Here is a 19,359-nt window from a genome sequence, read left to right on the forward strand (position 1 = left end):
GCATCGTCCGGTGTGCTCATATGAAGTGAGTTCCATGGAATAGGCCTAGCGGCAGGACGCCACGGCCGAGGGTCACGAGCCCGAGCACAAGGATGAAGCTGCCTGCTAGCCAGACGCTGCGCTGCCGCCACATCGGGGCGAGCGACCGGCCGATGCCCCCCATCATCAGCATTGCCGGAAAAGTTCCTAGACCAAAGGCCGCCATGGTGAGAAAGCCGGGAAGCGCTCCGGCGGTGCTGGTGGCCTGGGCAACGAAGGCATAGACGAGCGGACAGGGGAGAAAGCCGTTGAGGACGCCGAACGCGAGGGGAGCGGCTTTCCAAGGTGCCGCGAGCAATTGCCGCAGCGAGACGACCAGCGCGCTGCCGCCCAGACCGATTGTTGCGCGACGCAGCCCCTGCAAAAACCCGAAGAACTGCAACGCCATGCTGATCATGAGGATGCCGGCAACGATTGCGAGGATACGCTGCGCAGGATCGACGTAGCCTCCGAAGAGCGGAACGGCCGGTGGGCCGCCGCCGCTCGAACAGACCACCGCGCCCAATGCGCCCGCAAGAGCGCCGAGGAAGCAATAGGTGGTCAGCCGCCCGCCATTGTAGAGAAGATGCCGTAGCACTGTCCCTCCCAGCCCATGCCGATCACGTCCGAGTGCACAGGCAAAACCGCCACACATGCCGATGCAATGAAAGCTACCGGCAAAGCCCGCTGCAAAAAGTACCAGATACGGGGTCATCGCAACTTCCTCCTGCCTGATCAAAGGCCGGTCCTATCTCCAAGCGAGGTAAGCGACCCAGGCGAAGAAGGCGATATGAAAGACGGCGCCGCCGATGAAGGCAAGCGTCTGGTTGAAGCCCGCATCAGCGAAGGAAAACATGGTCTCAGCAAGCATCCCATCCTCCTACAGTTCAGAAAGCAGCGATGACGTTGAACGCCAATCCGCTGACCAGGAAGAGAAGGTTCAGTATCACGACGGCTATAATGATCCTCGGCGCCAACATCATTGGTCTCCTTCTTTCTCACAGCCGTTGAATCCATCCGGGGCTCCGCGAGAGGCCGTGCTTCAATGCGCTAAAACCGGCCAGGCCCAAGTCCGCCCCAGTAGTTGTAGCTGTAGTAAAGCCCCCATACGAAAAGTACGAAATAGACAGCCAGAAGCCACACGGGGATGTATCCATGGTGCGCTTCGATGTGGCCGCCCGCATATTCCTCCATCTCATGCTCTCTACTCTCGGAAACGTCCGCATCACGGCTTCCGGTCGGTTTCGTGGTCTGTCCTTCTGTCATTTTCCATCTCCCTCTCGAAGAATTCCTGCGAGACCCTGTCTGCGTTGCTCAAAGCTCCCGAAAGCACCCCCCATATGAAGAGGCAGAGAGCCCCGAGGCTCATCAACATTGCGCCGACATAGGGACCAGCAATTCCGAAATCCGCCATGCGTCATTCTCCCTGAGCAATTTTCGCCGGAGCATCGCCTGCGCCCTTGTCGAGCCGGCTGGTTGCCGCACCGGCGCCCGGTACGTAAGCCTTGTCCGGAGAGGACGCCTGACGGTTGAGGTCGTCGAGCGCCTCCCGGTCGGCCTCGGCTATGTTCAGCGGTTCGAGGGTCAGGGGATCCTTGTAGGCGGAAAGCGACAGAACGTAGTAGGCGAGCGCCCATCGATCCTCGTCCGGGAACGCATTGCGGTAGGATGGCATTGGCGTGCCGCTCAGTCCCGTGGTCATTGTCCGGAATATGTCCTGGACGGCCGGGCCGGATTTGAACTGGCCGCTGGTGAGGTCCGCAGGCACGCTGGTGAAGCCGAGATCATCCTTCAGTCCGGCGGCCTTCTCGCCGTCGCCTTTCCCCTCCTGTCCATGGCATTCCCAGCATTTGGCCGACTGCCATATCTGCCTGCCATGCGCCAGAAGCTGCTCGGAAGGCTGCGGGAGCTCGCCGATCAGCAGCGGCCCGCCGGGGGGCTCTTCCGTGAAGAATTCATAAGGCGCGGAGGGATCGGAGCGATCGACCGCCAGCTCAAACTTGATGTATTGGATAACGGCGAGGCGATCGTTGATGGGCAGTTCGTGCCATGCAGGCATTGCGGTGCCGCGCACGCCGCGCGTGATCGTGCGCAGCAGGTCTCCATCCGTCGGCAGCGGCCCTTGCGTCAGCCTGAACTTGAAGACGGCAGCCGTGAAATCGCGCGGCCGTTGCTTGTACATGAAAGTTGCCGCCGGACCATTGCCATCGCCCGTCACACCGTGGCAGCCAATGCAGCGGCGCTCATAGACGTTCTTGCCGTGCAATATCCATTCCTGCGACCGTGGCAAGGAAACGTCGACGACCTGCAATTGCTGCGGTTCGAAAAGGTCGCGCCATTTCCCGCGGTTCATGCCGAGCTTCTGCATATAGGCAACGAGCGCGTGGAGATCCTCGGTCTCAGCCGCGATCGTTACGGTCTGGCCCGTAAATTCCTCGTTAGGGATAAGAATGACTGGCTTCTTCTGTCGCGCCTCGATCGGCACGAACAGCAGCCCGTTGGCGTTCGGCGTTAGCGATATCAGATCCTGGCTGTCAAAGCGGAAGAAACGCTCGGTAACAGGCGTCCTTTCCAGTGTGCGACCGCCGGCACCATCGTCGACAATCCTAAGGGGTCCCTCCGGCTCATCGAAAAGACCGCGATAGGGTGCCATAACCGAATCTGGAACCAGCATGCGCGGATCCCAGAAATGGGCGAGGTGCCATTCGTCGCCGTATTTCAGGCCGACGCGTGTGAGATCCGGGCCGATGCGGCGCGTTCCGAACAGGTGTGGCACGTCATAGGCGAATTCGCCCGATTCCGAAACTGGGCCCCAGCGGCGAGTCTCGCCGGTCACCGGGCGCACGAACTGCGAATGGCAATACCAGCAGCCTTCCCGCAAATAGACGGCGCGGCCTCGGCTCTGCAGCGGTGTGTAGTCGGTCGCATCGGCCACCATCCATTTGACCTGGCCGAAGCTGGTACGGACAGCGGCTGTGACCTTCGTCGTGCGGGCTGACGGTTCGAAGAATGGAAGGATTCCCTGCGTGAACACCGCAAGGAAGAAGAAGCCGATACCAGCCACCAGTGCGACGAACCGTGCGCTCATTGGGCGGGCCCACCGACCGGTATGGTGCTCGAGCCGGGTATCGGCTCACGTTCTCTTAACTTTACGGGCTCTCTAATCACGGTCATCATCATGTTGAGGACGAGCAGCGACATGCCGATATCCATGGTGATGCCTGCCAGCGTGCGCAGCAGCCAATAGGGTTTCATGTGGACGATCGAGTCCAGCCATTCAACGCCGTTCATCCACTGAAACCCCTGCTGAAGTCCGCCGGCGGTTAGACCAATACCCATGGTCGAGATTCCGGCGGTGATCAGCCAGAAAGACCAGTTGCCCATCCGAAACGACCAGAGTTCGCGACCCCACAAACGCGGCCAGGCGTACACCAGCCCGCCCATTGCCCAGACGACAAAGGTTCCGAACACGGTCAGATGCGAGTGCGAGATGACGAAGTCGGTGAAATGCGTCGGCTGCTGCAGGGCTCGCAAGGCTTCTGTGGATCCCTGGAAGCATCCGAAGAGATACATGATCGAGCCCATGATCAGGAATTTGGCCGGAAGGTTCGTGCCGAGTTCATGCCATTTGCCCATCATGGTTCCAAAGAAGTTCACCAGCACCGTCCAGACCGGGATGATCAGCAGCATCGATGTGACGATTGCGATTGTCTCGGCCCAGTCGGCGATCGGGCTGAAGAGATAGTGATGAATGCCGACAAAGGGATAGAAGAGCGCGAGCGACCAGAAGCCGACCAGCGAAAGCTTGTGGGAAAAGAGCGGATTGCGCGCGCTGACCGGCAGAAAGTAGTAGATCAGTACATAGCCCGCCGGCGTCAGCCACAGGCCTACGATGTAGTGGATGTAGAGGCCGTGGAAGGCGGCGCTGTTGATTCCGCTGATGGTGTAGGGAAGGATGAAGCTGCCCAGCACGAGGTTCATCGTCGTCCAGACGAACGCCCCGATCAGATACCACAGCGCGACGTAGAGAGGCGGCTCGAGGCGCCGGGCGATGGTGATCAGGAATTGCGCCGTGATCGTCGCGATCACGGCGAAGATCGGAATCTCGGCGAATAGCGGAAGCTCGCCCGCTTCGAGCCCGTGATTTTCGCCGAGGGCCAGTGCCACGAGGGCAGCGGCCATAACGATGTTCCACAGCCAGGCCATTGAGACGCTCAGCCGCGGCCAAGGCACCCGCACGCCGCAGAGACGCGGCACGAGATAGTAGCATTCCCCGATGAAGAGCGCCGAAAAGGCGCCGAAGATGACGCCGTTGATGTGCACCGGCCGGAGGCGCCCGAAAGTGAGCGCCAGATTTTCGGTGCCGAGATAGTCCGGATAGTTGAACAGTCCCGAAATCGCCACCCCGACGGACGGCGTCACCATCAGCCAGAACATGCCCCAGTAGAGCCAGACGCGCACGACCGGACGGTCGACCAATTCATCGAGGTCTACATTGGCGAAGCGGCCCCGCAACACTGTCGCGGTTTCTGCCAAGACACGTCTCCTCTTTGCGTGCCGGTACCGCCGGCAGCGGCTGAAGCCTAAAACTTGCCAGGCTGGAGCACCGAACCCGTATTGGACCAAGTAATGTAGGCTTCCAGCGACTTCATCGCCTCGGACTCAGGATCGATCTTCACGCCCTGGTTCGGCTTTTCGATGCACCAGTTGATCATATCCCGCAGGGTCGCGAACTGGTTAATTTGCGCCTGGAATTTCGGGAAGGACTGCGGATGGGTGTCCGACGCCATGGGGTGGCACATGGCGCAAGCCATTCCCGTATTCGAAAGGCTGTCGCCGACGCCCATGGCGTCAGCCGTCGCTTGATCGCCATGAAAAAGCAGATCTCCCTTCCTGACCTGTTCCAGGAAAACGTCCTGAAAGGCCTTCAACTGTTGCGGGGTTATCGGATCCTTGTGCGCGCCGGCCGGTCCGACGAGAAGGGCAATGCCGATTGCGCCTCCTATCGAGGAAATCCGCAGTGTGCCGGGGAGGGTTGCTTTGCTTGTCATAGCTATTCCTCCTATCGATATGGCCACATGTTATCGGCGATCCGCGGACGGATGACTTCCGACACGTTCTTGTCGTGGTCCTCGGGAGACTGGACGAAGACCTCCTTGCGGCCCCACATCACGTATTCCGCGTTTACATCGTCGTTTGCGGCGACGTCGATCTTGCCCCAGCCGACCCCGTCATAAGGATCGCCGGGATCGACGCGGATCATCGGCTTCGTCAGCTTTGGTACGCCTTCGGGCGCATAGGGCCACGGCCACGAGGTCGCAAGCATGCCGATAGACCGCATCGTGCCGATCTCGTTATAGAGCACCTGATGCGTATGGCCGTGGATGTTCGTGACCTTGCTGAAGGGCATCAATACCTGATGGACTTCGCGCCAGTCGCGGACCCAGAAATTCCAGGGTGGATAGTATTCGTAGAGCGGATTGTGACTGAAGATCACCACGGGTCTTGCCTTGTCCCAGTCGGAGAGTGTCTTCTCCATCCAGTCGAGCTGGTCGCGGCCGACACCGGCCCAGGGACCGGCGACTGTGCCGTCGAGGGTCGCCATGTGGCCCATGCGCTCCTCGGGCGTCATGTTCTTGGCGCTCCAGTAGTCCGGTCCCCGGCTCACTGTATCGAGACCGATGAAGCGGACGCCCTTATGGTCGAAGGTCCAATTGGACTGGCCGAACAGTTCGCCCCACTTCTTGCCCATGTCCAGATACCAGTCGTGCTCGCCAGGTATATAGTGCTTGGGTATTGTGACGTCCTTCAGCAACTCGACGCCAAGCTCGAGCTCCTCGATCTTGCCGAGCTGCGCCAGATCGCCGCCGAAGACCAGGAAGTCGGCGGGCGGATTCATCGCCTTGACCTCTTGGGCCGCGCGTATGGTTTTGTCGACGAAGCGCGTGTTCAGGGATCGCGGATACAGGTGTGTGTCCGAAATCCAGGCGAACATAAACGGCTCTTCGGCTGCGTGCGCGATGTCGATCGTGTTGAGCAACGGCCACCACGCGAAGGTCTGCGCGACCGTGGCGGCACCGAACAACAGCGATTTGTGAACGAAAGTGCGGCGCGTTATCTGGAGCGTGTCATCTGGACGCACCCCAGCGGGCTGCAGTACCGCATGCATTTCCCGGCGCAAACGATCAAGCTCGTCAGACATGGGGTTTCTCCTACCTGGCCAAAAAAGGCTCGGCCGTCACAGAGGCAGACGTGACGCGCTCGGCCACATCAGGACTTTTCTTTTTGCTCTTTTACTTCGTACTACTGTTTCTTAAGTTCGATATCGAGCTTCGTGGCTTTGCCACCCTCAACGCTGACAGACATTTCCATGGGCCCGGTGAAGGGCTGCACGGCCACGAGCTTGTAGTCACCCGGCGGGACGTCGGTGATCGAGAACTTGCCATCGCTCCCCGTGACTGAGTAGTAGGGATTGTTGGCAACATAAATCCAGCCTTCCATCCAGCCATGCGCGTCGCAGTCAATACGTACCGTTCCGGGCCGGGGCAATTCGGTGGGAATGGTCTGGCCTTGGTTGGGCAAGGCAAGGTTGAACGCCGTGCGCTTGCCATAGTAGCCATGCGTATTATGCAGCACGGGATCGGAATTCACGACATTCAGCGGGCCCGCCGGGATAACCTGCACTTCCGGTTCGAAACGGCATTTTTCATTGTCGAGTTCGGGCGTCTTCCCTGCCGTTGGCCATTCTTTGCCAGATGCCACGTCGACCAGATATACGACCGCACTTTCAACGGCCTTGCCGGCGCCAAGCCGGACCAGCGGTTCGTCGCGTGGAGTTCCACAGACCTGGACGTCTTTGGTGGGGATGATCTTCTTCGTCGGGACGGTGCCGTTGTAAACAACAACACCCTCGATGGAGCCTCCTCCCGCAACGGCGGTAATTTCATAGGATTGACCAGGAACGCCAATCGCCGCCGTTGCCACCGTAAGAAATCCAGAGAAGAAATGATGCCTCCTCACAGCACCCTCCTCTTCCTTAACGGAGATGTTGCATTCTTGATCAGAATGATTCTAATATCAAGGGAAATCGATCTGAACTGGTAGTGGAATACCGGCCAGATTTACGCGGCAGAAAAAGCAGATTCCCTCGGCGCGTGGCGTGTGGATGGTAACCGCGAGCCGATTTACCTGTTCTGCGAACGTTCTGTCCTATCGCTACCGACCTCAACTGTGCGGTAATGTACAGTTGCGGCCCCGGAGGCAAAAGATGGATCGCCCATGGAAGGACCATCGCGCTTCGGCGCGGCAGTGGCTAGCCCTCGCTGCAACCATGCTGGCGGCGACGGCGGTGGTGACCGCCTGGCCCGCTCGCGCGGTCTCTGAAACGACGGTGGGAGGCCCCTTCACCCTCACCGCGTCCGACGGGGAAGCTGTGACGGATGCGACTTTCCGCGGCAAGTGGCTGCTGGTTTTCTTCGGTTACACCTTCTGCCCCGATGCCTGCCCGACGACGCTGAGCCAAATCGCGGTCGCGCTCGAGCAGCTCGGGGCGGATGCGCAAGAGGTGCAGCCGATCTTCATTACGGTCGATCCGGAGCGCGACACTCCAAAGGCAATGGGCGAATATACCGAAGCAATCGACAAGCGGATCGTCGGGCTCTCGGGAACGCCGGAGCAGATCGCAGCGGTATCGCAGGCATACGGCGTCTACAGCGAGCGGCACCGCACCGGAACAGGCCGGGACGACTATCTCATCGATCACGGCACGTACATCTACATAATGTCGCCGGAGGGAAAGTTTGCACGGGGCATGTCGGCTGACACGCCGGCGGACGACATCGCGGCCACCTTGCGCCATCTGATGACGGAGGCTCGCAATCGAGGTTGAGCGGACGCCGGCGAGGAGGACGGACATGACCTGGGGGAAGGGTGGGAACAAGGGGACTGGACGGTACGGCCAGTACTTCGCCGCCGCCATATCACGACTCCATGCAGAGCAGCGATACCGCGTCTTTGCCGATCTGGAGCGGATCGCGGGACGTTTTCCCTTCGCCACCTGGCGCTCCCCATCGGGACCGCGGGAGGTCGTCATCTGGTGCTCCAACGATTATCTCGGTATGGGACAGCATCCCAAGGTGATCGAAGCCATGATTGACACTGCGCGACGCCACGGGACAGGTGCGGGCGGTACCCGCAACATTTCCGGCACAAACCATCCGCTCGTCGAACTGGAAGCCGAACTCGCGGATCTGCATGGCAAGGATGCGGCTCTGGTCTTCACGTCGGGGTATGTATCCAACCAGACGGGCATCTCCACCATCGCCAAGCTCATACCCGACTGTCTGATCCTGTCCGATGCGCTCAACCACAATTCCATGATCGAGGGGATTCGCCAATCCGGAATGGAAAGGCAGATCTTTCGCCACAACGACGTGCGACACCTTGAGGAACTGCTGAAGGCCGTCGCCTTCGAGCGGCCGAAGCTCATCGTCCTCGAAAGCCTCTATTCCATGGACGGCGACATCGCGCCGATCCATTGCATCTGCGAGCTCGCCGAACGCTACGGTGCCATGACCTATCTCGACGAGGTGCATGCGGTGGGAATGTATGGGCTGAGAGGCGGCGGCGTTGCCGAACGCGATGGCGCCATGGAGCGGATCGACGTCATCGAAGGTACCCTGGCCAAGGCTTTCGGATGTCTCGGCGGCTATATCGTCGGCAATAGCGATCTCATCGACGCCGTGCGCTCCTACGCGCCGGGTTTCATTTTCACGACGGCTTTGCCGCCGCCCATCTGCGCAGCGGCCACCGCCGCGATTCGCCACCTGAAGACCTCGCAGTCGGAGCGTCAAAGCCACCAAGACCGCGTCCGGCGCGTCAAGGCCGAACTGAATTCGGCAAGGCTGCCGGTCATGCCAAGCGACAGCCACATCGTTCCCGTGTGGGTCGGCGATCCGGCAAAGTGCAAGGCGGCGAGCAATATTCTACTGGCCGAGTACGGCATCTACATCCAGCCGATCAACTATCCGACCGTCGCCAAGGGAACCGAGCGGCTGCGCATCACGCCGTCGCCATGCCACGATGACATCATGATCAGCCAGCTTGTGGCGGCGCTGTCCGATGTCTGGAACCGGCTCGGATTACCATACGCCAATACTGCTCAAGCCGCGGAGTGAGGCGGCAACTCTTGGGAGGAAGGCCATGACGGCCAAAGACATCAAATACGCCTTCGAGGCGCGAGACAGCATGTTAGATGGCGTGGGTACGCTCGCAAGGGCTGTCAGCGTCACACTTGGACCGCGGGGGCGGAATGTCGCCATGGCCCGGCCCTTCGGTGCGAAAATCACCAAGGACGGCGTGACCGTTGCAAAGGAGATCGAGCTTCAAGACAGGTTTGAGGACATGGCCGTCCGGTTGCTCCGGCAAGTTGCCGTCAAAACCTCCTATCTGACCGGCGACGGCACCACGACTGCGGTCGTGCTCGCCGAGGCTATTATCAGAGGCGGCGTGCGGGCAGTGGCGGCCGGCATGAATCCCATGGACTTGAAGCGCGGCATCGATCGTGCTGTCGAGGCTGTCGCGGCGGAGCTGAAGCAGAATGCAAGAGCCGTTTCCTCGAATGTGGAGATAGCCCAGATCGCCACGATCGCGGCAAACGGCGACACCGAAATCGGCCGCATCATCGCCGAAGCCATGGCAAAGGTCGGCAACAATGGCGTGATCACAGTCGAGGAAGGCAGGTCGCTCGAAACCGAGATCGAGATCGTCACCGGCATCCAGTTCGACCGCAGTTACATCTCCCCGCATTTCACTACCAACCGCGAGCGGACGCGGGTGGAGTTCGAGGACGCCTTTATCCTTCTCGGCGAGAAGAAGCTGGCGAGCCTCGACAAAGTGGTGCCGCTCCTGGAAAAGGTCGTGCAGACCGGCAAACCTCTTCTCATCATCGCCGAAGATGTCGAGGCCGAAGTCAGAGCAGCGCTCGTCGTCAACAAGCTGCGCGGCAGCCTCAAGGTGGCAGCGGTCAAGGCGCCTGCCTACGGCGAGCTCCGCAAGGCGATCCTGCAGGATATTGCGCTGTTGACGGGTGGTACGGTCATCTCGGAGGATCTCGGCCTTAAGATCGAGACCGTGCCGCTCGATGTCCTCGGCCGCGCGGGGAAGATTACGGTCGACAAGCAAAACACGACGATCGTGGAAGGGCGTGGTCTACCGGTGGATATCGAGACGCGCATCGCCGCCATCAAGCGCCAGCTCGAACAGTCTGACTTCGACTATGACCGCGACAAGCTGGAGGAACGGCTGGCGCGGCTTTCGAGTGGGATCGCCGTGGTCCGGGTCGGCGGAACGAGCGAGATCGAGGTCAGGGAGAAGAAGGATCGCATCCGAAACGCCGTCCATGCTGCTCGCGCTGCCATCGAGGAGGGTATCTTGCCAGGCGGCGGCACCGCCCTCTTGCGGGCAGGAAAGGCACTCGAGGCGCTCAAGATCGATCACCCCGACCAGCAGGCAGGCATCCGCCTCGTCGCGGAGGCGATACGCTGGCCGGCGCGGCAGATTGCGGCCAATTCGGGCGAGGACGGTTCGGTCGTTGCAGCGAGAATTCTCGAAAAAGATGATTTCGCCTACGGCTACGACGCCCAGAAGGGAGCGTTCGGCGACATGATGGCAGCGGGCATCATCGATCCCGTCAAGGCGGTGCGCGCGGCGCTTCAGGGCGCTGCGTCCGTGGCCGGTCTCATGATCATGACGGAGGCGATGGTGGCAGAGGTTCCGGGGCCGCCGCCGCCCGAGCTTCCGGGCCATCACGATCATGAGGACAATTTGGACATCGAATTCTAATCGAGACACGGTTGCAACAATCCAAAATATGAACGTGACCGGTTCCACGATAGGGGACAAAACCCCATTGGCCGATTTCCGTCATTGACAAGGCCCCTGAGAAAGTAAGGGATCGTGCCAAAGAGAACGCGAATGATCACCGACAAGTTCGACGCCCATGGGCGTCGAACATCGGTCGCACGACCGTTATGGAAAACGCGAGCGCATGCAGGGCTTCCGATCTCGAGGAGGGCTCTAATGCTTGGTCGCGATCTTCTCAGCCCCCAAACATTCGTAAGCGCTCCGCCGCGACCCTATAGAATTTGGCTTGATATCTTGCGGAATTGCCAGGGCATGAGTTCTTCAATGCGGCTCTTGGGATGACCGTTGATGATGGCTGTCAGGGTTTCGTCGATATAGGCGACGGGGTCAACGTCGTTGAGCTTGGTTGCCGGCGCGTGGCAAGCCTGATCTCCGGCGGCGCGCCCCGGACGGTCGCTTCGACAGCGTAGAGTGCTGCAATCTGGCGGACGGCGGTTTCGGCAATCGGCGATTTCGTATTGCGCATCTGCTTGACGAAGCGCCGACGCAAATGGCTCCAGCAATGCACGAGCACCCACGGACCCTCAGGCCGCTGGATATGGGTGAGCCGATCGTAACCGTCATATCCGTCGCATTGCAGCAGACGCCCACGAAAGCCGGTCAGGAACTCTTCCGCGAAACTGCCGCTTCGCCCAGGGGCATATTTGAACAGGACGATAGGTGGGTCAGCACCGCCATGGCCGCGATCATCGGAGGCGATCGCCCAAAAGTATCCCTTCTTCGTCTGTCGTCGTCCGGGATCGAGAACAGGCGCGGTCGTCTCCTCCATGAATAAACGATCGGCTGAGGCCAGATGTTTGCCCATGTGCTCGCCGATCGGCTGGAGGTGGAAGCAACCGCGGCCGGTCCAATTCCCATGGCTTGCCCGGTCGATGTGGATGCCCTGACGCTTGAAGATTTCGGCCTGCCGATAAAAGGGCAGATGGTCGCCAAACTTTGCGACGATGATCTGGGCAATCAACGCCTCGGTGGGAAGACCGCTTGGTACGACACGTTCGGGCGCAGGCATGGGATCGAGGGGAAGGTTGGGCTGCGCGGGATCGCGTAGCTTGCGCGGCCGGGATCGAAGCGGCTTATCCGTCGTGAGCAGAGGCTTAGAGGACTTAGCCATCTGATGATTACATCAGGGAAAACTTAAAAAGAAAACGAAATTTGAGACAATGACGACGGAAGAATACCAGCCGAAATCAAGTGGCAGGAACGTGGCCGGGTGAAGGGCACAAAGACTATGCTTCCTGGGATGGTGATTTGCAGTTCGGGCGCATTTATCCCGATCTCACCAGCGGCTCGTCACGCCGCATATGTCTTACTAGCAGCGCGGGCGCGACTGCCATTACATTTAGAATGGGGTCGGGCGCGCGATACCTCGCTGCCACGAACGAAGGTGCCCCCGCCTTCTGGTGCCCTTTGCCTTGGTGAAAAACTCAAGCTGAAAGCGTTTCCACGCCAACCTGCGTAGCTCGCGGTCGGTCCCAAAGAAACCCTGAGTTCGAGACCGCCAATTTCGACGCAAGCGAAAGGTCGTGCGCGCGACAACGCCTTCGACCCCAATCCGGCTCGGGCTGAGAGCAATTCGACTACTGGCGCGTGATCCCACTATCACCAGCTGGAACTTCCATCGCCTCACGAAATTTCGCGACAGAACCTTTAAATAGGCTTACCTTAGTTTGCGTAGGATATGTCGCGCTCAGCTGGATTGAAACATCCGCGAGCTGCCCCTTCTCCATTCAGCACGAGATCACGGGGCGTCAAGTCCGGCGCTGGGGTTTAGTATTCAATCAATTGGGCGTCCCGCATCCGCAGACAAGGGAGCAACCAATGAAAACCATAAACCTGAACACAATCGCTGCACCCGCCGCGGCGATGACGCTGATCAAAGCGGCACTTCTCTCCGGAGTTCTCCTGGCCTTTGCCCCTGGAATCGTTCTCGGGCAATCGATCGAAAAGAAGGGGACCACGCCCTATGTGACGCACTTCATTTTTCGGCCTTTGATGAGCATTGACATTGCCGACCTCGGTACGGCCACTTCGCTGGAGGCGGTCGGCACCACCGAAAACATGAAGGGAGAGAAGATGTTCGACAAGATGTCAGCCCATTGCACAGCGCTGAGCGTTGCGTCGGGCGACAAGAAATATATCGACGGCGCCTGCGTGCTGGCCGATAACGACGGTGACAAGATTTTCTCGACCTTTGATACTCGTGACGTCGACAAGTCGCAGCCAGATATGGGTTGTGGCACCCATATCATCACCGGCGGCACCGGCAAATACGCGGGAATTACTGGTAGCGAGCCATTTGCTTGCATAGCAATGCCGGCACTGTCTGGTCCCGGGGGCTACACTGCGATGGACATCCCGCATAACACGACCTGGGAAATCAAATGACAGGAAACGTCTCGCTGCGACGGACCGAAGCAGCCTGCATCTAAAATCCCGACCGCTGCTGGGGCAGCGGCCGGGGTGCTGTGACCGGTATGGAAGTAATTGAACTGCTCTTGCGAACCCTCTTCTTAACATGCTGAGAGGGTTCAAGATTTTGGTCAACTCGAGTCGCCTCTACACTGCGTGACGCGGCCAGCTTTTGTCTGTCATCCAGCGTTGATGGAGATCGGGCGGCGTAGATCTTGGTGGATCGGAATGTCCGCTGATGGCCCGAAAGTCGCCGTTGGTGGCATCTTTCACGAACACCGCGCAACGTCTCGCTACCTTCCGAAAACAATCGCGCCAATCCTCCGGATGGCATCTGCAAATGTGACGCCCATAGCCATGCCGCCGATGCCAATGACCGCGAGCGCGCCGATACCCATTAGCTTCCATCGCTTGACGTCATCGGTAACAGGCCGCATCTCCGAAATGTCTTCCTGAACAGCCGCGACGTTGCCCTCTACAGGGACGCGGGAGTTTCACGGGGATAATCTGTCCATGTCGATGCGGCATGCGCATATCGCCGACATCGAGAAGCGGACTGAAATGCACGTCTTGCGGTGAGAAGGCTGGGAAGCTGCGGTTTGCCAGCTATGTCACGGACTGACGATAAGGCTACGTGCAGTTTTGGCCGAGGCTATATTCCACGTTACCCCGGCCAAGGAGCATGGCCCCTGCGCCGCGGCAATCAGCCGTTCGCCAGCGCACGGTAATGATAGGCTGCGCTGATCGCTGAGGATATCCGTAGATTGTCGGAGATTTTCGCAGGAGGGGGTTTTTCTTTCTCGAGGACACTCAGGTCCTCGAGGATGAATTTGCTGATCAGGAATTTGAAGCGGACGACTAGGAACATTCAACTGCCTCGGATGTTCGGCGGAACGGATCGTGTGGCCAAGCTCTCCTGTAACCGTGCTTCGCCCCTTGCACGTGGCCGTGCGGTCCGCCTCAAATCTTAGCGCATCGGTCTGTTAGTGTACGGAAACCATGATCCGTATCAGGCGTTTTATCTTCTGAACGTCTCCGGACGTTCCTCTTTTCGTCACCTCAACTAGCCCCGATTCGTCGGGTACTGAGGCGAATCTATCGCACAGTCTCTTGGAGGAAAAACATGTCCATGCGTCTAGCAGCAACCACAGCGTTTGCGCTTCTGCTGTCCGGGCCGGCCTTCGCGGATTGCAAGGAGGAACTCAACAATCTGCACCAAGCGGCGGTATCTGCGCAAACCGGAGCAGGCAGCGACCCCGGCGCTCCCATGACCAAGCACCAGAAAGAGGTATTGGGTAGCAAGCAGCAGCCTAGCGACCCGGAAATGACCGGATCGACGTCAGGTAGCGTGAAATCCATCACCCCGCACCAGGAAGAGGTGACGAAGCAAAGCGCCGGCGCTGAGGCCGACCAGCTTAGCCGGCTGATGATGGACGCCCGTAAAATGGCCGATGCCGGAGACGAAAAAGGCTGCATGAATAAAGTCGCGGACCTCAAGAAGATGATGGGAAACAAGTAGGCGGAGAGCAGGAATCGTTTCTGACGCGAACCTTTGCCGAACACTGGTCCGCCGATCTTTGATCATGGCATTCGCCGCACGTGCGCGACGGGCGAACTGGCCATGCTCGGCGTCCTCGACTAGATCATTGATCGCATGGCCGATGTCCTGGAGCGGCTGGGGAACGAGATCGACGGCATCTCGCGCGAGGGATTTCCCGGCAAGGTGTCGAACGCGACGAAGAAAACCCGTGATCGGTACCAAGCCGCGTCTGGCGCTCGAACTGCTGCTTCACTCCGGCATCCGGCGCTCCGATGTTTGCCGCGCCGGCCGTCAGCATTTGAACGGCAACGTGTTCTCGATGCGAACGGCAAAAACTGGCGCGGTCGTCACGCTGGAGTTTTCCAACCATCTAGTTGATGTGATTGGAAAGACGCCGACCGGTGATCTGCACTTCATTACAAACGCATTCGGCAGGCCCTTCACCAAGGAGAGCTTTGGCAACTGGTTCGGCGAGCGCTGCCGCGAATCTGGCGTGTTCAAGAGTGCGCATGGCCTGAGAAAGCTGTCAGCTACGATCGCTGCAAACGCCGGCGCGACAGCTCATGAACTGATGGCGCTCTATGGCTGGGCGACGACGCAGCAGGCCGAAATTTATACGAAAGGCGCCGACCGCGCGCGGCTAGGTGTGAAGTCCTCACGCCTCGTCGCAGAACAAATCGAGGCCGCCAAAACCCCGCACCTCATTCCCGGTGCGGGGAGAAAGCCAAAAAGCAAAGCAAAATCAAAGGCAATTTGAGGGAATGGTGGGCGATGAGAGACTCGAACTCCCGACATCCTCGGTGTAAACGAGGCGCTCTACCAACTGAGCTAATCGCCCCTCGATGCCGCAGCATCCAGCGTGCAGGCTCTCTATCGATATCGGCGCAGAACTGCAAGACCATTGCCGGGTTTTTTCTCCAAAATTTTTCGAGCCGGCAATCATCAGCCCATGCGCATTACGGGCACGCGTCAGATTATTGTGAACCGCTGGGCAGGTCCTCTCGTCTTGCAAGCTTTCGTGACGCCGGACTTGCGTATAGAGATGGGCTGCGTCGCGGCACATTCCGGTGTTGTGTCGCGGCAACAAATCATTCCGCACTGGAGCACAGAGTGAAAACGCGCGAAGAGCGGCTGCGTCTGAGGAGCAGCACACCTCGAACAAGGCTTGATTTTGTCCATACCGAAGGCGCCAAACTGCTGCCTGATCGCAATGAACTCCTCTATCGTCTGCCCAATCATGCAGTTGCAGCCGAGATTGGCGTCGCTGAAGGAGAGTTCACGTCTGAAATCCTCAAGCGGAACCGCCCCGAAAAACTCTTCCTGATTGATCCGTGGGGGATGGATCGTTACTCCGCCGGCATGGCGACGGTGAGCGAGAAATATGCCGACGAGATAAAAGGGGGAACGGTGGTGATCCGGCAGGGCACGTCGCTTGAAGCTCTCAGCACGTTTGACGATGGTTTTTTCGACTGGGTTTATATCGACACGGATCATTCCTTCGAACTCACCTGGAAGGAGTTGGTCCTGTCAAACAGCAAGGTCAATCGCGGCGGGCGAATTGCCGGCCACGATTTTTGTACCGGCAACACCGTAAAGCCGATCGTCTATGGCGTCGTGGAAGCCGTCAACAAGTTCTGCGCGGAATACGGATGGCGCTTCGAATACCTGACGCTGGATCCGGATGCGCATTTTTCCTTCTGCCTGCAGCGCCTCTGATGCACCAGCCCCGTAAGTCACGGGGCCTGTGCCCGCTGCTGCCGCACCCGGAAAATGCCGGCCATGGCAATCGCCAGCAATAGCGCGGCAGTGGCGATAAGCAACAAGCCGCCGGCGGAGCGATAGACGAGGACGCCCAGGATCCCGCCGAACAGGAACGCAAGGATGGTTTGGACATGTAAAAGGAGCTTGGCGCGGTCATACTGCGCCTCGCTGGGTCGCTCCTGTCCGCGCAGGATGTCAAACGCCATCCCAAGCTCGATGCCGACATCGGTCGCCATTCCCGATATATGGGTGGTCCTTACGCGAGCGTTGGAAATACGGGTGACGACTGCGTTTTGAAGGCCCATGAGAAAGGCAAGGCCGATCACGAGAACCGGTGCCCGCCATTCTCCAAGCAGCCAAAGGTCGGCACAGCCGAGTATCGCAAGCGATATCCCCTCGGTCAGGATGCTGTAGGCGTAGATGGCATGTATGTTGCGTCTGCGGCCGGCATTGATGAGCAGCGTCGAGACGGTGGCGCCCAGGATGAAGGTGACGATGATCGCAAGGTAGAACACGGCGGAAATCCACGCGCCGACGGCAATGTGGTCGGAAAATGTGGAAATGTTTCCGGTCATGTTCGCCGAAAAGAAGCCCACCGCGTAAAAGGCGGCCGCGTTGAGCGCGCCGGCGATCGCCGCCAGACAAGAGGCAAGCTTCCTGTCAATCTGTTCGTTGCGTTCGTGCCCTTGGCGGATCAGCATGGTCTGTCTTCAACGTGGCGGGATCGGGTCAATGCTGGGAAGAAAAGGTCAATGCCGTGAAAATTCGATGCGGTCGGGCGTTTTTGATGGTCGCCGAGAGCAGAGGATTCTGTGCAATCCATCCATTTTCAGTTCTATCGCCTGAAATCTGAACGTCAACACGGTCGACACCTCAGATGCGTTTCGACTTTTCGGCGGGGGCATTTGGCTCTCCACGCCGGATATTGCCGGTTTCATCCCTGCGTGAGTTCTTCATTTCATCCTGCGGGCGTAAAATAGAACATCAATTCTATGGATTAAAACATGAAAACCATATCCTTCGGCCATGTTCGATCCGAGGGAAATAGACATGAGCTTCACAAATTTGGGCGCTGCCGCATTGATCGGGGCATTGTCGTTGACGATTTCTGCTTCCGCGGGCATTGCGGAAGATGCGGCCAAGCCGGTTACGGGCGGCACGCTGATCTATCTCGAGCAGCAGGCGCACACCAATCTTTATCCCCCGGCCGGCGGGTTCTATCCGAATGGCGGCGTGCTCAATCAGATTACTGATAAATTGACCTATCAGAATCCGACGACGCTCGAGATCGAGCCCTGGATCGCGCAATCCTGGACGGTCAACGAGAATGCGACGGAATATACCTTCAAGTTGCGCGAAGGCGTGACTTTCTCGGACGGGTCGCGGCTCGATGCGAATGCGGTTGCGAAAAACTACGATACGTTCGGTCTCGGCAACAAAGCGTTGAAGCAGCCGGTTTCGGAAGTCATCAACAATTACGACCATTCCGAAGTTATCGACCCGCTCACCGTAAAATTCTACTTCAAAAGGCCATCGCCGGGATTTCTGCAGGGAACGTCGGTTATCGGCTCCGGCCTAGTTTCGCTGACGACGCTGGCTTTGCCGTTCGAACAGCTCGGGGATGCAACCAAGATCATTGGCTCAGGCCCCTTTGTCGTCGAAAGCGAAACGCTCGGCAAGGAACTCTCGCTGAAGGCGCGCCAAGACTACAACTGGGGTCCTGCAAAGTTTAAACATCAGGGCCGCGCCTACCTCGACGGCATCAAATATGTCATCACCGGGGAGGACAGCGTGCGGATCGGCGCGCTGCTTTCCGGCCAGGCGGATTTCATCCGCCAAGTGCAGGCCTATGACGAAGAGCAGGTCGAAAGCCAGGGTTATAAGATCTTCACGCCGCCCACGCGCGGCGTGAACAACAGCGTCGTCTTCCGCCCAGACAACCCGCTCGTTGCCGATCTGCGCGTCCGACGGGCGCTGCTGCATGGCACGAATACGCAGGAGATCGTGTCGACGCTCTTTTCCGTCAACTATCCCCAGGCGAAATCGATCATCGCTTCGACGGCGCAGGGCTATGTCGATCTGTCCTCGAAGCTTGCCTACGACCCTGCAGAAGCCGCAAAGCTGCTCGACGATGCCGGCTGGAAGGCCGCCGCCAATGGCGTGCGTGCGAAAGACGGCCAGCCACTTATCTTGACAGCCTATGAATCGCCGCCGCAGCCCCAGAACAAGGCAACGCTACAGCTTGTCGCGCAGCAATGGGCGAAGCTCGGCGTGACGCTCAATGTTCTTGCAGGCGATGCCGGCAGCAAGACGGTCGATGATCTCGATCCGGAAAAGACGCCCGTTTCGCCGGCGATGGTGGGCCGCGCCGATCCCGACGTCATCAAGAGCCAGTACTATCCGAAGAACCGCGACGTGCTTCGCCAGAAGGGCGGATTGAGCGACAAGGTGAAGTCCTTTGCGGACGGCAGGCTGAACGGCCTGCTTGAGCAGCTTTCGTCAGAACCCGATCGTGCGAAGCGCCTGACGATTGCCGGCGAGGTTCAGAACTACGTGATCGATCAGGCCTATGCCATCCCGATCTTTGAAGAGCCGCAGGCCTTTGCCGGCGCACCTTATGTGCAGGGGGTAGCCTTCGAGGCGGTCGGCCGCCCGAGCTTCTACAGCATCTGGCTTGCTGAACACTAACCGGCCGAAAGCCCGGCAAG

General features: G+C 59.1%; 20 protein-coding genes, 1 tRNA gene and 1 pseudogene. 8 read left to right on the forward strand and 14 right to left on the reverse strand.

Features of this window, described 5'->3' with window-relative positions; genetic code table 11:
• Positions 1 to 16: 16 nt before the first annotated feature.
• The 9 genes from ACZ9DP_RS06760 to ACZ9DP_RS06800 form a co-directional block, all read right to left on the reverse strand.
• The gene (locus tag ACZ9DP_RS06760; protein ID WP_476200900.1) at positions 17 to 733 is read right to left on the reverse strand and encodes a sulfite exporter TauE/SafE family protein; all 717 of its coding nucleotides are present in this window, start codon (positions 731 to 733) and stop codon (positions 17 to 19) included.
• 33 nt (positions 734 to 766) lie between these two features.
• Positions 767 to 889: a hypothetical protein gene (locus ACZ9DP_RS06765; protein ID WP_257788118.1), complete on the reverse strand. Its 123-nt coding sequence runs from the start codon at positions 887 to 889 to the stop codon at positions 767 to 769.
• 179 nt (positions 890 to 1,068) lie between these two features.
• Positions 1,069 to 1,284 (reverse strand): hypothetical protein, encoded by a 216-nt coding sequence (locus tag ACZ9DP_RS06770; RefSeq protein ID WP_074072077.1) that lies wholly within the window; start codon positions 1,282 to 1,284, stop codon positions 1,069 to 1,071.
• Positions 1,244 to 1,432, reverse strand: coding sequence for a hypothetical protein (locus ACZ9DP_RS06775; RefSeq protein WP_074072076.1), 189 nt, complete (start codon positions 1,430 to 1,432; stop codon positions 1,244 to 1,246). The genes ACZ9DP_RS06770 and ACZ9DP_RS06775 overlap by 41 nt, the downstream gene beginning before the upstream one ends.
• Positions 1,433 to 1,435: 3 nt before the next feature.
• Complete coding sequence (locus ACZ9DP_RS06780; RefSeq protein WP_194731038.1) at positions 1,436 to 3,106, reverse strand: cbb3-type cytochrome c oxidase subunit II; 1,671 nt, start codon at positions 3,104 to 3,106, stop codon at positions 1,436 to 1,438.
• Positions 3,103 to 4,554: a cbb3-type cytochrome c oxidase subunit I gene (locus tag ACZ9DP_RS06785; protein ID WP_074072074.1), complete on the reverse strand. Its 1,452-nt coding sequence runs from the start codon at positions 4,552 to 4,554 to the stop codon at positions 3,103 to 3,105. Before ACZ9DP_RS06785 ends, ACZ9DP_RS06780 begins: the two co-directional genes overlap by 4 nt.
• A gap of 47 nt (positions 4,555 to 4,601) precedes the next feature.
• On the reverse strand, positions 4,602 to 5,069 hold the full coding sequence (locus ACZ9DP_RS06790; RefSeq protein ID WP_476200904.1) for a c-type cytochrome: 468 nt from the start codon (positions 5,067 to 5,069) through the stop codon (positions 4,602 to 4,604).
• Between the two features lie 11 nt (positions 5,070 to 5,080).
• The gene (locus ACZ9DP_RS06795; RefSeq protein ID WP_074072072.1) at positions 5,081 to 6,220 is read right to left on the reverse strand and encodes a metallophosphoesterase family protein; all 1,140 of its coding nucleotides are present in this window, start codon (positions 6,218 to 6,220) and stop codon (positions 5,081 to 5,083) included.
• A 101-nt stretch (positions 6,221 to 6,321) separates the two neighbouring features.
• Positions 6,322 to 7,038, reverse strand: a complete 717-nt coding sequence (locus ACZ9DP_RS06800; RefSeq protein ID WP_074072071.1) for a carboxypeptidase regulatory-like domain-containing protein — start codon at positions 7,036 to 7,038, stop codon at positions 6,322 to 6,324.
• A gap of 247 nt (positions 7,039 to 7,285) precedes the next feature.
• Between ACZ9DP_RS06800 and ACZ9DP_RS06805 the strand changes: the two genes are divergently transcribed.
• The 3 genes from ACZ9DP_RS06805 to groL are packed head-to-tail and all read left to right on the forward strand — an operon-like array spanning position 7,286 to position 10,860.
• The gene (locus ACZ9DP_RS06805) at positions 7,286 to 7,906 is read left to right on the forward strand and encodes an SCO family protein (protein ID WP_237362026.1); all 621 of its coding nucleotides are present in this window, start codon (positions 7,286 to 7,288) and stop codon (positions 7,904 to 7,906) included.
• A 25-nt stretch (positions 7,907 to 7,931) separates the two neighbouring features.
• Positions 7,932 to 9,194, forward strand: coding sequence for a 5-aminolevulinate synthase (gene hemA / locus ACZ9DP_RS06810; RefSeq protein ID WP_476200905.1), 1,263 nt, complete (start codon positions 7,932 to 7,934; stop codon positions 9,192 to 9,194).
• A 25-nt stretch (positions 9,195 to 9,219) separates the two neighbouring features.
• The gene (gene groL, locus ACZ9DP_RS06815) at positions 9,220 to 10,860 is read left to right on the forward strand and encodes a chaperonin GroEL (protein WP_476200906.1); all 1,641 of its coding nucleotides are present in this window, start codon (positions 9,220 to 9,222) and stop codon (positions 10,858 to 10,860) included.
• Positions 10,861 to 11,153: 293 nt separating this feature from the next.
• Here the strand turns inward: groL and ACZ9DP_RS06820 are convergent, their stop codons facing one another.
• Entirely contained in the window at positions 11,154 to 11,255 is a 102-nt protein-coding gene (locus ACZ9DP_RS06820) for a hypothetical protein (RefSeq protein ID WP_476202216.1), read from the reverse strand.
• Positions 11,240 to 12,052, reverse strand: a complete 813-nt coding sequence (gene tnpC / locus ACZ9DP_RS06825) for an IS66 family transposase (RefSeq protein ID WP_476200908.1) — start codon at positions 12,050 to 12,052, stop codon at positions 11,240 to 11,242. Before tnpC ends, ACZ9DP_RS06820 begins: the two co-directional genes overlap by 16 nt.
• 707 nt (positions 12,053 to 12,759) lie before the next feature.
• Here tnpC and ACZ9DP_RS06830 point away from each other — a divergent pair.
• Positions 12,760 to 13,326 (forward strand): hypothetical protein, encoded by a 567-nt coding sequence (locus ACZ9DP_RS06830; protein ID WP_476200909.1) that lies wholly within the window; start codon positions 12,760 to 12,762, stop codon positions 13,324 to 13,326.
• 317 nt (positions 13,327 to 13,643) lie between these two features.
• Here the strand turns inward: ACZ9DP_RS06830 and ACZ9DP_RS06835 are convergent.
• Positions 13,644 to 13,817: pseudogene (locus tag ACZ9DP_RS06835) on the reverse strand (DUF1515 family protein); the annotation flags it as partial.
• Between the two features lie 656 nt (positions 13,818 to 14,473).
• On the opposite strand from ACZ9DP_RS06835, the gene ACZ9DP_RS06840 reads away from it, so the two are divergent.
• Positions 14,474 to 14,869, forward strand: a complete 396-nt coding sequence (locus ACZ9DP_RS06840) for a hypothetical protein (RefSeq protein WP_476200910.1) — start codon at positions 14,474 to 14,476, stop codon at positions 14,867 to 14,869.
• A gap of 142 nt (positions 14,870 to 15,011) precedes the next feature.
• Positions 15,012 to 15,647 (forward strand): tyrosine-type recombinase/integrase, encoded by a 636-nt coding sequence (locus ACZ9DP_RS06845; protein ID WP_476200911.1) that lies wholly within the window; start codon positions 15,012 to 15,014, stop codon positions 15,645 to 15,647.
• A gap of 5 nt (positions 15,648 to 15,652) precedes the next feature.
• Here ACZ9DP_RS06845 and ACZ9DP_RS06850 read toward each other — a convergent pair.
• A tRNA-Val gene (locus tag ACZ9DP_RS06850) sits at positions 15,653 to 15,728 on the reverse strand.
• Positions 15,729 to 16,000: 272 nt separating this feature from the next.
• Between ACZ9DP_RS06850 and ACZ9DP_RS06855 the strand changes: the two genes are divergently transcribed.
• Positions 16,001 to 16,606, forward strand: coding sequence for a class I SAM-dependent methyltransferase (locus tag ACZ9DP_RS06855; RefSeq protein WP_074072066.1), 606 nt, complete (start codon positions 16,001 to 16,003; stop codon positions 16,604 to 16,606).
• A 17-nt stretch (positions 16,607 to 16,623) separates the two neighbouring features.
• On the opposite strand, the gene ACZ9DP_RS06860 is transcribed toward ACZ9DP_RS06855, so the two are convergent.
• A complete protein-coding gene (locus tag ACZ9DP_RS06860; protein ID WP_476200913.1) occupies positions 16,624 to 17,352 on the reverse strand; it encodes a YoaK family protein in 729 nt (242 codons plus the stop codon).
• A 349-nt stretch (positions 17,353 to 17,701) separates the two neighbouring features.
• Between ACZ9DP_RS06860 and ACZ9DP_RS06865 the strand changes: the two genes are divergently transcribed.
• Positions 17,702 to 19,339, forward strand: a complete 1,638-nt coding sequence (locus tag ACZ9DP_RS06865; RefSeq protein ID WP_476200914.1) for a TIGR04028 family ABC transporter substrate-binding protein — start codon at positions 17,702 to 17,704, stop codon at positions 19,337 to 19,339.
• Positions 19,340 to 19,359: the final 20 nt, after the last annotated feature.

Source organism: Rhizobium sp. USDA 4016 (assembly GCF_056279705.1).